The organism is Dietzia sp. WMMA184 (assembly GCF_002441635.1).
GTDB classification, from domain to species: domain Bacteria; phylum Actinomycetota; class Actinomycetes; order Mycobacteriales; family Mycobacteriaceae; genus Dietzia; species Dietzia kunjamensis.
The window spans coordinates 3467227-3481843 of the sequence record NZ_NXEI01000001.1 but is presented as its reverse complement, the minus strand read 5'-3'; the positions used below and the strand labels follow the sequence as shown (position 1 = coordinate 3481843).

Sequence of the window (14617 nt, the reverse complement as noted above, 5' to 3'; positions counted from 1 at the left end):
GACTGTCGGAGTCGGTGCGTACCCGGGTACCCACGTCGCTACACCTGCACGGCGGGGTCACCGAGCCCGCCAGCGATGGCCACCCGGAGCAGTCGTCCTTCCCCCGGGCAGGGCCACCTCCACCACTTCGACAACCGGCAGGAGGCGGCCGGGCTCTGGTACCACGACCACGCCATGGCCATCACCCGCCTCAACGTCTACGGCGGTCTCGCGGGCGGCTACCTCCTACGCGACCGGTTCGACACCGGACGTCCCGACAATCCGTTGGGACTGCCCGCCGGCGAGTTCGAGATCCCGCTAGTCCTGCAGGAGAAGAGTCGTCCGCCCCGACGGCGCGGCGTCCATGCGCTCCACCCCGATCGTCCCGGAAGGCCATTGGGAAGGCGGGGCGGTGGGCGACGTCGGACTGGTCAACGGGGTGGGGCGGGTACGCCCAGGATGGTGTCGAGCAACGCCAGCGCCCCCTCGAACGGTGTGCCGATGAGCAGCGCGGTGTCCAGGACCGGCAGCCGAAGGTCGAGGATGACCGTGCCGTTGGCGTAGTCCCCGCGCACCGCGTTGCGGTAGGTGTCCAGCGGGAACGAGAAGGTGGCCAGGTAGCGGGGGGACTCGGTGAGCGAGTCCCCCGAATCCGCCAGTCCCTGCAGGACGGGGTCGAGGGACTCCAGACCGGCACGGAGGTCACCGCCGGAGGCCTCGACGACACGGCCCGCGGTCGCGGTGACGGTGTCCACCGCGCGGGTGGCCTCGACGAGCCGCTGCCGCCGCTGCGCGAGGACCTGGAGTGCGGGCCCGAGGTCGGCGACCCCGCCCTCCACCTCGTCGCTGCGGATCGCGAGTTCGGTCGAGAGCCTCTCCAGTGACTCCAACGCCACCACGATGTCCTCCTTCTGCGCCTCGAGCCCGGTGAGCAGCTCGCTGAGGCGTCCCGCCACCGCCCGGACCTCGTCGGTGCGGCCGGTCATCGCGACGTCGAGTTCCCCGAAGACCTCCGCCGCCTCGGCCAGGCCGCTGCCGCCGAGGGCCGCCGCGAGCGTGGCCAGCGTCTGCTCGGTGGTGGGGTACCCGCCGCTGCGTTCCACCGGGACGAGGTCGCCGTCGGACAGCGTGCCCACGGCGGGTTCGCCCGGAGGTGCCGACAGCTCGAGGTGGGACGCACCGAGGAGACTGCTCTGCCCCACCCGGGCCGTGGCGTTGCGCGGCAGGCGGACCTCCCCGTCGGGGTCGACCGTCACCTCGGCGAACCCCGGGCCGAGGCGGATGTCGGCGATGCGGCCCACCGTCACGTCGCCGACCCGGACACGGGCATTGCGGTCCAGGGTGGTGACGTCGGCGAGCTGCACCGTCACCGAGTAGCCGTCCGGCCCGCCCCCGGCCGTCCCGGGCAGCGGGAGACTGTTGGGCCCCTTCCAGTCGCAACCGCTCATCGTCGTCGTCGACACGACCAGCAGCGCCGTGCCCACGGCGCGCCGCCCGGTCACCGGACGCCCTCGGTGAGCAGGTCGGTCACGCCGACGCGACCGTCCGCCGGCCCGGCGGGGGTCGGGGACGCGTCGGCGGGGGTCGCGAGGGCGGGAGCCGGCCGCAGGTGGTCGTGGGTGTAGTCGAGCTGGTGCGGCAGCGCCCCGACGCCGCGGCTGGGATTGATCGCCACGGGCGGGTAGTCCACCGCCAGCGCGGTGAGCGTGGGGCCGAGCAGTCGCACGCACTCCTCGGAGGCGGTGTGCACGTCGGTCTCCTCTGCAGCGGCCAGAGCGGAGCAGATGAACTGCATCGGGTTCGCGAAGTCGGTCAGCGCGAGGGACGAGATCACCGCGTTCTGCGACGGCTGGTAGATCCCCTGCAGGTTCGACAGCGCGGTGGGTGCGGCGTGCAGGATCTGGGCGATGTCGTCGCGCTGCTCGGCCAGCACCGTCAGCAGGTCGGTGGTCGTCCGGGCGGCCTCGATGCCCACCTGCCGGTTGTCGCGGACGAAGTCGCGGACCTCGTCGACTGCCAGGTCGAGCTCGGTGAGCGCCGGGCCGATCTCCCCCCGGCCGCGGGACACCGAGACGGTCACCGCCGCCATCACCTCGTTGAAGGTGGTGATCTGCTCGCCGGAACCCTCCATCGCGGCGGTGAAGGCCTCGAGGTTGCGGACGGTGGCGAAGAGGTCGTCGCGGCCGTCGGAGACGGTCTGCAGCGCCGCGCTGAGCTGACGGACCGTGTCGCGGACGTCGTCACCGCGATCGTCGAGCACCTCGTCCGCGGCGGCCACCGCGGGTGGTCCGGTCGACCCCGATCGTGGCCCCCTCCGGTAGCGGGGCGGGCGTGCCGACGGCGACCGCGTGACCGAACCATACCCGAGGGTATTGTCATGCGGGTGAGCTAGGTCACAGTGTGCTCCGGGCTGCCGTACCGCGCGTGCGAACGCGAGGGAATCCGTGCCCGCGGCCGCTCGTTGCGATGGCGTCTCGCCCTCGCCGCAGCCCCATCTCCCCCACAGCCGCGCCCGAACATGGCGTCTCGCACGCCCCGAAGCGACGGCGAGACGCCATCGCGAGGAGCGGCTGCGTGGGGGCGGGCATGCCGGCACGCGAGACGCCATCGGGAGGAGCGGCTGCGGACCGGTCGGCCGGCGACTGGCCGCTCACGGCATGCCGGGAAATGCGGGAAGGCCCCGCGTCCGGATAACCGGTCGCGGGGCCTTCAGCCGAGCTTGTGGCGTCTCAGCCGAGCAGATCAGCTCGCTTCGGAGTCGGAACCCGCCTCGAGGAGCTTGGAGATCGCCGACGGATCGACCGGGATGCCGGGGCCGGTCGTCGTGGAGATGGTGACCTTCTGCATGTAGCGGCCCTTGGAGGAGGACGGCTTGAGGCGCATGACCTCGTCGACCGCGGCCTGGTAGTTCTCCGTGAGCTGCTCCGTGGAGAAGGAGGCCTTGCCCACGATGAAGTGCAGGTTGTTGGCCTTGTCGGTGCGGAAGGTGATCTTGCCGCCCTTGATGTCGCCCACGGCCTTGGTCACGTCCATCGTGACGGTGCCCGTCTTGGGGTTGGGCATGAGGCCACGCGGGCCGAGCACGCGGGCCACACGGCCGACCTTGGCCATCTGGTCCGGGGTGGCGATCGCGGCGTCGAAGTCGAGCCAGCCGCCCTGGATGCGCTCGATGAGGTCCTCGGAGCCAACGACGTCGGCGCCGGCGGCCTCGGCCTCGGTGGCCTTCTCGCCCGCGGCGAAGACGATGACGCGGGCGGTCTTACCGGTACCGTGCGGAAGGTTCACGGTGCCACGGACCATCTGGTCCGCCTTGCGGGAGTCGACGCCAAGTCGCATGGCGACCTCGACGGTGGCATCCATCTTCGTCGAGCCGGTCTCCTTGGCCAGGGCCAGGGCGTCCAGAGGCGAGTACAGCTTGGTGCGGTCGACCTTCTCAGCTGCGGCCTTGAAGGCCTTGCTGTTCTTGCTCATGTCAGTTCCATTCCTGCCGCGTCTTCACGCGCGACGGTCGGGTGTGGTGCGGGCCTGAGCTGCCCTCCCACAGATGTTCGGGGGGTGGAGGTCAGGCCTCGACCGTGATGCCCATGGAACGGGCGGTGCCGGCGATGATCTTCGCGGCCTGGTCGATGTCGCTGGCGTTGAGGTCCTCCAACTTGGTCTGCGCGATCTCGCGGACCTGGTCCATGGAGACCTTGCCGACCTTGGCGGAGTGCGGGGTGCCGGAGCCCTTCTGCAGGCCGGCGGCCTTGAGCAGGAGCTTGGCGGCCGGCGGCGTCTTCAGCTTGAAGTCGAACGACCGGTCCTCGTAGACCGTGATCTCGACCGGCACGACGTTTCCGCGCTGGTTCTCGGTAGCGGCGTTGTAGGCCTTGCAGAACTCCATGATGTTGACACCATGGGCACCCAGAGCCGGACCGACCGGCGGGGCCGGGTTGGCTGCGCCGGCCTGGATCTGGAGCTTGATGAGCCCTGAGACCTTCTTCTTCTTCGGAGGCATCGTCTTCCTCAGTCTTCCTGATTCTTCGACTGGATCTCGGCTCCGCGCTGTACACGCGGGAGGCCGACTGTCGTGTGCACCCGCGTCCCCTGCACGACCCCGGAAGGGCAGGCGGGAACACAGGCGCAACCTTGGAGAGTCTACGCGCGCGGCCGGTCGGAACCCTAATCGCCGACACCGGCCGTGCTGAGAGACGAGCGACCCGCCCCACGCCGGGCGCGGGACGGGTCGTCGTGGGAGCTGGCCGGGTCAGTCGATCTTCTCGACCTGCGTGAAGCCGAGCTCGACCGGGGTCTCGCGACCGAAGATCGACACGAGGACCTTGAGCTTCTGCGCGGCCGGATCCACCTCGGAGATGGACGCGGGCAGCGTGGCGAACGGGCCGTCCATGACGGTGACCGACTCGCCGACCTCGAACTCCACCTCGACGGCCTGCGGGGCGAAGCCCTGGTCGTCGGCGGTGCCCGCGGCGGCGGACTTCTTCTCCGGCTTGGGGGCCAGGAACTTGGCCACGTCGCTCAGCGAGAGCGGGGTGGGCTTGCCGGCGGCGCCACCGGTCGCGCTGACGAACCCGGTCACGCCCGGGGTGTTGCGCACGACGCCCCACGACTCGTCGTCGAGTTCCATCCGCACCAGCACGTAGCCGGGTAGGACCTTGCGGTTGGCGACCTTCTTCTGGCCGTTCTTGACCTCGGTGAACTCCTCGACCGGGACCTCGACCTGGAAGATCTTGTCCTCGGCGCCGAGGGTCACGGCGCGGGTCTCGAGGTTGGCCTTCACCTTGTTCTCGTACCCGGCGTAGGAGTGGATGACGAACCAGTCGCCGGGAAGCTTGCGCAGCTGACGCTTGAAGGCGATGATCGGGTCGATCGCGGGCGCGGCCGCCTCGTCGGCCGCGGCCTCCTCGGCCGGAGCCCCCTCGGGCGCCTCGCCGGAAGTCTCGAGCGCCGACTCGGCGAGCTCGTCCTCCGCAACGGTCTCGTCGCCCTCGGGGACGGTCTCACCCTCGACATCCTCGTCGAGCTCGGTCTCGACCGCGTCGGTGGCGGCGTCCTGGTCCAGCTCGGCGCCAGCCGCGACGGTGTCGGCGGCGTCAGCCTCGGCGTCGGCGTCGATGGTGTCGGCGTCGATGGTGTCGGCGGGATCCGCAGCCGTGTCACCGAGCACCGCGTCCGCCTCGCTCGCGGCCTGCTCGGCGCCCTCGGCCTCGGGGCTCTGATCGATGTCGCTCACGGAAATGCGGTCCTCTCGAAGTTCGGCGGTCCGGATCTCGCCCCGGACCCCAGCGGCAGGTCTCTAGCGGTCGAAGACGAGCTCGACGAGCTTGCCCGCGCCGAAGTCGACGCCCGAGACCAGCGCGGTCATGAAGATGAGGAACAGGAACACCACGATGGTGTAGGTGACCATCTGGTTGCGCGTGGGCCAGATGACCTTGCGCAGCTCCTCGACGACCTGCCCGATGTACTGGAACGGATTCGTGCGGGCGCTCCGCGTGTCCTCCGGCTTGTCCGCGTCCGTACGGACCCGTCCGGCCACGGCGGTGTCGCCGCGCCCCGCCTTGCCGGTGGGGACGGCGGCAGCGGCGTCGGAATCGCGGACGCCGTTGACGTCGACGTCGTCGTCGCGATCCTGGCTCACGCGGCTACCTCCGGGTCGTCTGGTGTGCGGTAAGTGCAGGGGCGACAGGACTTGAACCTGCAACCTGCGGTTTTGGAGACCGCTGCTCTGCCAATTGAGCTACGCCCCTTCGGCCGGTCTCCCGGCCACCCGTGCCCTCCCGCGCCTGCGGGCCGCACGAACGCCTCGACTCTACAGTGTCGGCGACTGCCTGGCGGCAGCGCGGTCCGCGACCGCGTTCGGTCGGGCGTCCCAGTGTACGACAGGCGGCCGGTGGCCCGAAATCGCGCGGCGTCACCCCGCGAGCGAGACCGTGACGATCGCCTTGCCGAACACCTTCGCCCCGTCGCAGGTCACCGCGAGGGCGACGTCGGCGGTCGACCCGTCGTCGGCCACCTTCTTCACCGTCCCTGCCACCTCGAGCCGGGCGGGCGCGTCGGCCGGGACGACCACGGGACCGGCGAACCGGAACGAGGTCGCCACCACATGATCGGCCCCGCCCGCCCAGTCGGCCACGACCCCGATCGCCAGCGCGGAGGTGAGCATCCCGTGCGCCACCACCCCGGGCAGCCCGAGCGCCTGCGCCGCGTCATCGTCCAGGTGGATGGGGTTGTGGTCCCCCGACGCCTCGGCGTAGCGGCGCAGGTCGTGCCGCGAGATCGGCAGGGTCCGCGACGGCAGGACCTCCCCGGCGACCGCGGTCCTCGTCGTCGTCCCCCGCACGTCGTCGCCCCGGTCGGTCATGCCTCCACCTCCGCGGTGAGCAACGCACTGGTCAGAGTCTGGACGGGCTCGCCGGCGGCGTCGCGCAGCACGGTGTCGAACCCGATCATCCGCCCGCCGCGCGCCGACCGCACCCCGGTGACCGTGGCGGTGGCGGTGAGGACGTCGCCGACGCGGATCGGTCGGTGGTGCTCGCTGGACTGCGCGGTGTGGAGGGTCCGCGCCAGGTCGATGCGCAGGGCGGGGTGCTCCATCACCGCGCGTTGGACCGGGGCGGTCAGCGCGGCCGCGAGGGTGGCGGGGACCTGGCCGGTCGGCGCGCCCACCGCCTCGGCGAAGCGCGCCACCACCGCGTCGGTGACCGTGACCGGATCCCCGACGACGACGACGACGAGGTCATCAGCGTTGTCTGTGCTCACAGGCGCCGACGCTACCCGAGGGCGAGTCCGCCGAACCGCTGATACGACCCGTCCGCGCCTCCTACGGTGGGGGCAGTCGAGCAGGGAGTGCGATGTGAGCCACGACGAGCCGGCCCCGCGGGCCGGGCACGAGAAAGCTGGGCGATCGCCGGGCGGGCCCGGCGGAGACGCCCCCACACCGGTGGAGGGGCACGGCGGATCCCACGCCACGGCCGTCGCCGCCGCGCACGGCGTGCGGACGATGTTCACCCTCTCCGGGGCGCACGTGTTCCCCATGTACGACGCCGCGGAGAAGGAGGACCACGGCGTGGCACTGCTCGACGTGCGGCACGAGCAGACGGCCGCATTCGCCGCCGAGGCCACCGGCAAGCTCACCCGCTCGCCCGGCCTGGCCGTCCTCACCGCCGGTCCGGGGGTGACCAACGGCGTGTCCGCGCTGGCGCAGGCCTCGTTCTCCGGCGCCCCGATGGTGGTCCTCGGCGGGCGCGCGCCGGCCGGCCGCTGGGGCACCGGCAGCCTGCAGGAGTTCGACCACGTCCCGGTGGTGCGGTCGGTGACCGTGTCCGCCGAGACCGCCCGCGACACGGCCGATATCGCCGCCGCCACCCACCGCGCGTTCACCGCCGCCCGCACCGCGCACCGCGGGCCGGCGTTCCTCGACGTGCACATGGACCACTTCTTCGACCGGTGCGACTCCGTCCGGCCCGGACCGGGGCGGGCCGGCGACGGCTCCCCCGCCGCCGCGCCGGACCGCTCCCCCGACACCGACGCCGTCGACCGGATCGCCGACCTGCTCGTCGGCGCCGAGCGTCCCGTGCTGGTGCTGGGCTCCGACGTGTGGGCAGATCGCGGCGAAGACGCAGCGCTGCGGTGCGTCGAGTCGCTGGGCCTGCCCGTCATCCCCAACGGCATGGGCCGCGGGATCGTCCCGGCCGGGCACCGGCTACTGGTGACCAAGGCGCGCGGGACGGCGTTCGGCGCGGCCGACGTGGTGCTCGTCGTGGGCACGCCCCTGGACTTCCGGCTCGGCTACGGGGTGTTCGGCGGCAAGGAGGGCGCGACGCCGGCGAAAGTGGTGCACATCGCGGACTCCTCCGGGCAACTCGGCCACCACGCGTCACCGGCCGTGGCCACCGCGGGCGACCTGGGGCTCGTGCTGGACGCGGTCGTCGAGGCCGTACAGCGCCGTTCGGGGGCGGCGCGCCCGGACTGGTCGACCTGGGCGACCACGCTGCGAGAGACGGCCGATGCCACCCATGCCGCCGACCTGCAGCTCCTGGGCGCCTCGGCCGACCCCGTCCATCCCGCGCGGATCTACGGCGAGCTGCTGCCGCGCCTGGCCGAGGACGCCGTGGTGATCGGCGACGGCGGCGACTTCGTCTCCTATGCCGGCAAGTTCATCGAACCCGCCCGGCCGGGCAACTGGCTGGACCCCGGCCCGTTCGGGTGCCTCGGCGCGGGACTGGGCGCGGCCATCGCGGCCCGCATCGCCCGACCGTCCAGTCAGGTGGTCCTGCTGCTGGGCGACGGTGCTGCGGGGTTCTCCCTCATCGACGTGGACACCCTCGTCCGGCACCGACTGCCCGTGGTGATGGTGATGGGCAACAACGGGGCGTGGGGCCTGGAGAAGGGCCCCATGCAGATGCTCTACGGCTACGACGTGATCGCCGACCTCGCGCCGCGGACCCGCTACGACGAGGTGGTGAAGGCCCTCGGCGGGGCCGGCGAGATGGTCACCGATCCCGCGCAGATCGGCCCGGCGCTGGACCGGGCGTTCGCCAGCGGCGTGCCGTACCTGGTGAACGTGATAACCGATGTAGAGGCCATGTATCCCCGCTCGACATTTGGAGTCTGAACTGACGTGATCAACCCTGATTTCCCGCTGTGGCTACGGGCCTCCCACCTGATCAACTTCATCCTGATCGGCATGTTGCTCCGCTCGGGCTGGGAGATCCTGTCCTCGATGCCGCGACTGTGGTGGCGCAACGACTGCAAGCCCGGGACCGAGTGGTTGCGCTTCACCCGCCGGAAACTGCCACGGGAGGAGGGCGTGTACACCTCCCTGATGGACGAGAAATCCCTGTCACCGTTGATCGGCCTACCGGGTCGGGAGAACATCGGGCTGGGCCGGCACTGGCACGGGATCTCGGTGATGCTGTGGGTGCTCAACGGCCTGGTGTACGTGGTGCTGCTGTTCGCGACCGGACTGTGGCGCCGCATCATCCCCACCTCGTGGAGCGTGTTCGGCGAGGCGTGGGAGTCGATCCGGATGTACCTCGGGTTCCGGGCTCCGGCGATCGAACACTTCGACCCGTATGACGCCGCACAGATGCTGGCCTACACCGCCGTCATCTTCGTGCTCGCTCCGCTGCTCATCCTCACCGGCGTGGCCATGGCGCCGGCGGTGCGCTCGCGGTTCCCCTGGTACGTCAAGCTCTGGGGCGGCCACCAGGGCGCCCGGTCGCTGCACTTCATCCTCATGGTGCTCATCTCCGCGTTCATCGTCATGCATGTCGGGCTGGTGTTCCTGGTGCACGCCGAGCACAACGTCGTGCACATGGTGTTCGGCACCACCGACACGGCACGATCCGCCCAGGCCTTCACCATCACGATCGCCACCGTCGTGGCCGTGGTCCTGTTCTGGATCGCCCTGAGTTACTGGTCGCTGGCCGACCGCGCCCGGGCGCAGCGGTTCACCGCCGGGGTGTCCGAGATCGGCCGCCGCCTCTTCCTCAACCGGATGCGACCGCGGATGGGGCGGCAGAACACCTACACCGACGACGACATCTCCGAGTTCCACTGGACCAACGGCCTGCCGCCCACCGAGGACGAGTCGCCGGAGTGGGTCGAGGCTCGCGACGATGCCTGGCGCGGCTATTCCTTGACCATCGGCGACGACCTCTCGGGCGCCGAGAAGACCCTGGCCCTGGACGAGCTCACGGAGCTGCCGCGCACCTCTTATGTAGCGGTGCACACCTGCATGCAGGGCTGGTCCGCCACGTCCCGGTGGACCGGCGTACGACTGCGGGATCTGCTGGAGGTCCTCGGCCCCCAGCCGGAGGGAGCCCACTACGTGCTGATCGACTCCTACGGTCTGGCCCAGAAGATGTATGACAACCGGCCGCGGGAGCCGTTCTACGCGGTACTCGACCTCGACACGGTCTACGAGGACGACACGATTCTGGCGTACGAGCGCAACGGAACCCCTCTCGAGACGCACCTCGGCGCCCCCGCCCGCCTGCGGGTGGAGTCAAACCACGGCTACAAGCACGTCAAGTGGGTGCGCTCGATCCGGTGGATAGCCGACTACGCGGAGTACGGTGACGGCCGAGGCGGGACCCGCGAGGATTCCGCGCTGCAGGCGTTCAACGGAAGGATCTGACGTGTCCCACATCGTCTCGTGCCGCTTCGAGGTCAGCGGCGTCCGGAACGACAGGGACGTCAAGAAGGCCCTCCAGGCGCTCTACGACATCTTCGCCGAGCACGGACTGGGCCAGGCGACCTTCGAACTCACCGGGGCCGAACACGCGCAGCTGTACGTCAAACACCCGGACACGGTCCGCCCGGACCCGGCGATCATCGAGAAGGCCCTCGCCCGCGCGGGAGACTTCCGGGTGGTCTCTACCCATCTGCACTCCTCGAACTGAATCGCTGCACCGATGTCCCGAAACCCGGTTCGGCGCAACTGCGCACACCCGCACTCCTGCTCGGACGAGACCCGGCTGCGGGTACTAGCCGATGCCCCACTGACCCGGGAGCTCTCACCTGATGACCGGCGCGACCTCAACGGGCACCTGACCGCCTGGTCCTGGGCCGAGGGCGATCCGATGGTGCTCGCCGGGGATGAAATCCCCGGTTCGTATCTCGTCGTCTCCGGCCGCGCGCGGGTTACCCGGGACACCGCCGATGGCCGGGAGCTCACCGTGGACATCGCCGCCCCCGGAGACACCGTGGGGCCGTTGCACACGGAGGCTGCCGTCGCGACCGAGTCCGCCTGGGCGATGGAGACGACCTGTGCGCTCTTCCTGCCCGCTCACGCGCTGGCGGAGGTGGTCGGCGACCACCCGAGCCTCGCCCTGGGCCTGATCCGAATGCAACAGGATCGGCTCGCGCAGGCCCGGGATCAGGAGATCGGGCACACCACGCAGTCGGTGGAGCAGCGGGTCGGCTCGACGCTGCGGCACCTCGACCGCAAGCTCGGAAGCCTCCAGCGGGACGGCTCGAGTCTCCTCCAGGTCCGACTGCGCCGCGACGACATTGCGGGGATGGCCGGCACCACAGTGGAATCCGCCTCGCGCGCGATGGCGCGGATGAAGAAGGCGGGCGTCATCGACTCCGGCCGCGAATGGGTCTCGGTCCTCGACCGCGCCGCACTCGAGAAGCTGATCGCGGGCGATTAACTGGTCGGCGCCGCTTTCCCGTTGATTGATTGGCGTCAAGGAAGTCTTCTCCGGTTGCTCCTAGGTTCGGAGATGCACGTAAGGAACGTGCACCGTTCCCCCGAGGAACAGCAACCGTAGAGGAGCTGGGATCACCATGAGTGTCCGCGAACAGGTCAAGAGCATCGTTCTGCGTTCGGATGAATTCTCGTGCCCGTCGTGCATCGCGAAGATCGAGAACAAGTTGAACGGTCTGGACGGTGTCGAGTCCGCGGAGGTCAAGTTCGCCTCCGGACGAGTACTGGTCGACTACGACCCCGCGAAGGTCTCGGTACGTGATCTCGTCGCAGCGGTCGCCGAGGTCGGCTACGCGGTCAAGCCGTCGGCGTTCTGACGCGACGACACCGACCGCACGACGGCGACCGAAGGAGACAGGACAATGCTGAAATCATGGAAGACCTGGGGCGTGGTGGCGGCCTCCGGCCTGCTCATCATCGCCTCGTGGCTCGTCGGCCGACTCACCTCGGCCGACGCGGTGGCGGACGGATTGATGATCATCGCCGCTCTCGTGGCCGGCTACCGGATCGCCGTCTCGGCGGTTCAGGCGCTTCGGATCCGGATGATCTCGATCGATCTGCTGGTCGTGGTCGCCGCCGTCGGGGCCATGTTCATCGACAACTACTGGGAGTCTGCGGCGGTCACTTTCCTCTTCGCCCTCGGCAAGGCCCTGGAGAAGGCGACTCTCAACCGCACTCGCCGGGCCCTGTCCGACCTCGTCGACTCGGCGCCCGAGACCGCCACCATCCTTCGTGACGGCGAGCCGGAGACCGTCGAGGTTTGGGAACTCGAACCCGGCGACCTCGTGCTGGTGCGCAACGGGGAGCAGGTCCCCGTCGACGGCCGGGTGCTCTCCGGCAACGGCGGCGTGGACGAGGCCACCATCACCGGCGAGTCCGTCCCGGCCGAGAAGTCCGAGGGCTCCGAGGTGTTCGCCGGCACCTGGCTACGGTCGGGAGTCCTGCGTATCGAGGCCGTCGGCATCGGTGCCGACACCACCCTCGCCCGGATCGTCCACCGGGTGGAGGACGCCCAGGACGACAAGGCCCGCACCCAGACCTTCATGGAACGGTTCTCGACCTGGTACACCCCCGCCGTGATGATCTCGGCGCTGGTGGTGGCCCTGATCCCCTGGTCGTTGGTCGCCACCATGGGCAACATCGAGCTCGCGCTCACCCTCCTGGTGATCGGCTGCCCCGGCGCCCTGGTGATCTCGATCCCCGTGTCGATCGTCGCCGGGATCGGCCGCTCCGCCAAGGACGGTGTTCTCATCAAGGGCGGCGAGTACCTCGAGAGTGCGGCCCGGGTCGACGCGGTCGTCGTCGACAAGACCGGCACCCTCACCAACGGTCGGCCGGTCCTGACCGACGTGGACGTGCTCGACGACGACTATTCGCGTGAGGACGTCCTGAGGCTGGCCGCCCGAGCCGAGACCGCGTCCGAGCATCCGCTCGCCGAGGCGATCATCTCGGGTGCCCGGGAGGCGGGACTGGAGATCGACCTGGTCGAAGCGGCCGAGCCCGTCGCCGGCAAGGGCATCCGCGCCGAGGTGGATGGCCGAGTGGTCGCGGTGGGCTCCGCGGATCTACTCGACCACCGGCCTGACAACGCACGGATCCTCGAACTCAACGACCAGGGCAGGACCGCGATGTTTGTCGGGGTCGACGGACGGGTGGTCGGGATCGTCACCGTCGCCGACACCATCCGTGACGACGCCCCGGCAGCGGTCAGGGCACTGCACGACGCAGGGATCAGGGTCGTCATGGCGACCGGCGATGCCCAGCGGGTGGCCCGTAATGTCGGCGCCGAACTCGGGGTCGACGAGATCCGTGCCGAGCTCATGCCGGAGGACAAGGTCGAGATCGTGCGCGAGCTGCAGTCCCGCGGCCACACCGTGGCCATGGTCGGTGACGGGGTCAACGACACCCCTGCATTGGCACTGGCCGACATCGGGGTGGCGATGGGAGCCGCCGGCTCGCCGGCCGCGATCGAAACCGCCGACATCGCGTTGATGGCGGACAGGCTCCCGCGGCTCCCGTACGCGCTCTCCCTGGCCAAGCGGACCGTCCGCACCATGCGACTCAACATCGCCATCGCCCTGGTGACCGTAGCCGCGCTTCTTGCCGGGCTGTTCCTCGGGGGCGTGACCATGTCGATCGGGATGCTGGTCCACGAGGTGTCCGTTCTCGCGGTGATCGCGATCGCGATGCTCCTCCTGCGGCCGACCCTCGAGAAGGACGGAACCGGGATCCCGGGACACGCGGGGGACCTCGTCCTCGGGACCGGAGCACGGGACGTGAGCCGGGTGTGATCAGACCCTGATGCCGTAGGAGTCGAGAAGACGACGAAGGCCGCCCGCGGCGAGCGGGCGGCCTTCGTGTTGAGAGTACCGGTGGGGGGACTCGATCCCCCGACCTCACGATTATGAGTCGTGCGCTCTAACCAGCTGAGCTACACCGGCATGCCCTGCCAGTCGGACGATCGAGCCGCCCCGCACAGTGCGAGCCCCCTGTCGGAATCGAACCGACGACCTTTTCCTTACCATGGAAACGCTCTGCCGACTGAGCTAAGGGGGCGGGCCGCGCTTCGCTGTTGGTCACCCAACCGCTTGGCGCGTAAGCCTTTAGCAGATTACACACACGGCCGAACGCGGCACAAATCGCCCGGTGGGGCGCTGTCCCGCCGGGCCCGCTGGCAGGATGGTCCGGTGCACATCTCCGTGGTGATCCCCGTCCTCGACGACGCCCGCGAACTCGAGGGATGCCTGGCCTCCCTCGCCACGCAGACGCGGCTGCCCGACGAGGTCGTGGTGGTCGACAACGGGTGCTCGGACGACAGCGTCGCGGTGGCGTTGGCCGCGGATGCGCGGATCGGGGTCCGGGTGGCCGTCGAGCCCGTCCGCGGCATCCCCGCAGCGGCCGCGGCCGGCTACGACTCCGCGACGGGCGACATCATCGCCCGACTCGACGCCGACTCCCGGCCCGGACCCGGGTGGCTCGCCCGGATAGAGGCCGCGTTCACCGCCGATCCCGAACTCGCGGCCATCTCCGGCCCGGGCGAGTTCATCGGACTGGAGGGGTGGCGGGCCCGCGCCGCGAAGCTGCTCTACATGGACGCGTTCTTCGTCTCCGTCGGCGCCGCCATGGCCCACCCCGTCCTGTTCGGCTCGAACCTGGCGATGCGCCGCAGCGCCTGGGAGCGGGTGCGCGACGGGGTCAACCGGACCGACCCGGAGCTGCACGACGACATCGACCTGTCGTTCCAGTTCGGCGCCGACGACCGCCTGCTGGTCGACCGTTCCCTGACCGTGGGGATCTCGGCCCGACCCTTCGACGACCCCGCGGCCATGCGGCGACGCTTCTCGCGGGCATTCCGGACGATCTTCCTCAACTGGCGGTCGAGCCCGCCGTCGCGGCGGTGGCTGGAGCGCGTCCAGCGCTGACCCG

15 protein-coding genes and 3 tRNA genes are annotated in these 14617 nt (G+C 70.3%); 7 read left to right on the top strand and 11 right to left on the bottom strand.

The genetic code is table 11. The annotated features are described in order from the left end of the window. Positions 1-410: 410 nt before the first annotated feature. From CK206_RS16105 to hadA, 9 genes are all read right to left on the bottom strand, one after another. Complete coding sequence (locus tag CK206_RS16105; protein WP_096907018.1) at positions 411-1481, bottom strand: MCE family protein; 1071 nt, start codon at positions 1479-1481, stop codon at positions 411-413. Next, entirely contained in the window at positions 1478-2257 is a 780-nt protein-coding gene (locus CK206_RS16100) for an MCE family protein (RefSeq protein WP_096907017.1), read from the bottom strand. Before CK206_RS16100 ends, CK206_RS16105 begins: the two co-directional genes overlap by 4 nt. Before the next feature lie 464 nt (positions 2258-2721). Next, positions 2722-3450 (bottom strand): 50S ribosomal protein L1, encoded by a 729-nt coding sequence (rplA, locus tag CK206_RS16095; RefSeq protein WP_096907016.1) that lies wholly within the window; start codon positions 3448-3450, stop codon positions 2722-2724. Positions 3451-3541: 91 nt separating this feature from the next. Further along, positions 3542-3976, bottom strand: a complete 435-nt coding sequence (gene rplK, locus CK206_RS16090; protein ID WP_096907015.1) for a 50S ribosomal protein L11 — start codon at positions 3974-3976, stop codon at positions 3542-3544. A 249-nt stretch (positions 3977-4225) separates the two neighbouring features. Next, on the bottom strand, positions 4226-5209 hold the full coding sequence (gene nusG / locus CK206_RS16085; RefSeq protein ID WP_096907014.1) for a transcription termination/antitermination protein NusG: 984 nt from the start codon (positions 5207-5209) through the stop codon (positions 4226-4228). A gap of 63 nt (positions 5210-5272) precedes the next feature. After that, entirely contained in the window at positions 5273-5614 is a 342-nt protein-coding gene (secE, locus tag CK206_RS16080) for a preprotein translocase subunit SecE (RefSeq protein ID WP_096907013.1), read from the bottom strand. Between the two features lie 36 nt (positions 5615-5650). Then, positions 5651-5723: transfer RNA gene (locus tag CK206_RS16075), tRNA-Trp, on the bottom strand. A 164-nt stretch (positions 5724-5887) separates the two neighbouring features. Beyond that, a complete protein-coding gene (locus CK206_RS16070) occupies positions 5888-6337 on the bottom strand; it encodes a MaoC/PaaZ C-terminal domain-containing protein (RefSeq protein WP_096907012.1) in 450 nt (149 codons plus the stop codon). Then, positions 6334-6735: a (3R)-hydroxyacyl-ACP dehydratase subunit HadA gene (gene hadA / locus CK206_RS16065; protein ID WP_096907011.1), complete on the bottom strand. Its 402-nt coding sequence runs from the start codon at positions 6733-6735 to the stop codon at positions 6334-6336. The genes CK206_RS16070 and hadA overlap by 4 nt, the downstream gene beginning before the upstream one ends. A 181-nt stretch (positions 6736-6916) precedes the next feature. Between hadA and CK206_RS16060 the strand changes: the two genes are divergently transcribed. The 6 genes from CK206_RS16060 (at position 6917) to CK206_RS16035 (ending at position 13482) form a co-directional block, all read left to right on the top strand. Beyond that, positions 6917-8590: an acetolactate synthase gene (locus CK206_RS16060; protein WP_096907010.1), complete on the top strand. Its 1674-nt coding sequence runs from the start codon at positions 6917-6919 to the stop codon at positions 8588-8590. A 6-nt stretch (positions 8591-8596) separates the two neighbouring features. Beyond that, a complete protein-coding gene (locus CK206_RS16055) occupies positions 8597-10117 on the top strand; it encodes a molybdopterin-dependent oxidoreductase (RefSeq protein WP_067716827.1) in 1521 nt (506 codons plus the stop codon). 1 nt (position 10118) lies between these two features. Further along, on the top strand, positions 10119-10382 hold the full coding sequence (locus tag CK206_RS16050) for a hypothetical protein (protein WP_067716829.1): 264 nt from the start codon (positions 10119-10121) through the stop codon (positions 10380-10382). Positions 10383-10394: 12 nt separating this feature from the next. Then, positions 10395-11135: a Crp/Fnr family transcriptional regulator gene (locus tag CK206_RS16045; RefSeq protein ID WP_096907009.1), complete on the top strand. Its 741-nt coding sequence runs from the start codon at positions 10395-10397 to the stop codon at positions 11133-11135. A gap of 136 nt (positions 11136-11271) precedes the next feature. After that, positions 11272-11508: a heavy-metal-associated domain-containing protein gene (locus CK206_RS16040; RefSeq protein ID WP_067716832.1), complete on the top strand. Its 237-nt coding sequence runs from the start codon at positions 11272-11274 to the stop codon at positions 11506-11508. A 48-nt stretch (positions 11509-11556) separates the two neighbouring features. Further along, complete coding sequence (locus CK206_RS16035) at positions 11557-13482, top strand: cation-translocating P-type ATPase (protein WP_254050708.1); 1926 nt, start codon at positions 11557-11559, stop codon at positions 13480-13482. A 76-nt stretch (positions 13483-13558) separates the two neighbouring features. Here the strand turns inward: CK206_RS16035 and CK206_RS16030 are convergent. Then, a tRNA-Met gene (locus CK206_RS16030) sits at positions 13559-13632 on the bottom strand. Positions 13633-13674: 42 nt separating this feature from the next. Continuing rightward, positions 13675-13747, bottom strand: a tRNA-Thr gene (locus CK206_RS16025). A gap of 131 nt (positions 13748-13878) precedes the next feature. Here CK206_RS16025 and CK206_RS16020 point away from each other — a divergent pair. Further along, positions 13879-14613: a glycosyltransferase family 2 protein gene (locus CK206_RS16020; RefSeq protein WP_096907007.1), complete on the top strand. Its 735-nt coding sequence runs from the start codon at positions 13879-13881 to the stop codon at positions 14611-14613. Positions 14614-14617: the final 4 nt, after the last annotated feature.

Excerpts from the sequence above, each read along its gene's own strand:
- rplA (WP_096907016.1), bottom strand. The coding sequence starts at position 3,450 with ATGAGCAAGAACAGCAAGGCCTTCAAGGCCGCAGCTGAGAAGGTCGAC.
- rplK (WP_096907015.1), bottom strand. The coding sequence starts at position 3,976 with ATGCCTCCGAAGAAGAAGAAGGTCTCAGGGCTCATCAAGCTCCAGATC.
- CK206_RS16070 (WP_096907012.1), bottom strand. The coding sequence starts at position 6,337 with ATGACCGACCGGGGCGACGACGTGCGGGGGACGACGACGAGGACCGCG.
- CK206_RS16045 (WP_096907009.1), top strand. The coding sequence starts at position 10,395 with ATGTCCCGAAACCCGGTTCGGCGCAACTGCGCACACCCGCACTCCTGC.
- CK206_RS16040 (WP_067716832.1), top strand. The coding sequence starts at position 11,272 with ATGAGTGTCCGCGAACAGGTCAAGAGCATCGTTCTGCGTTCGGATGAA.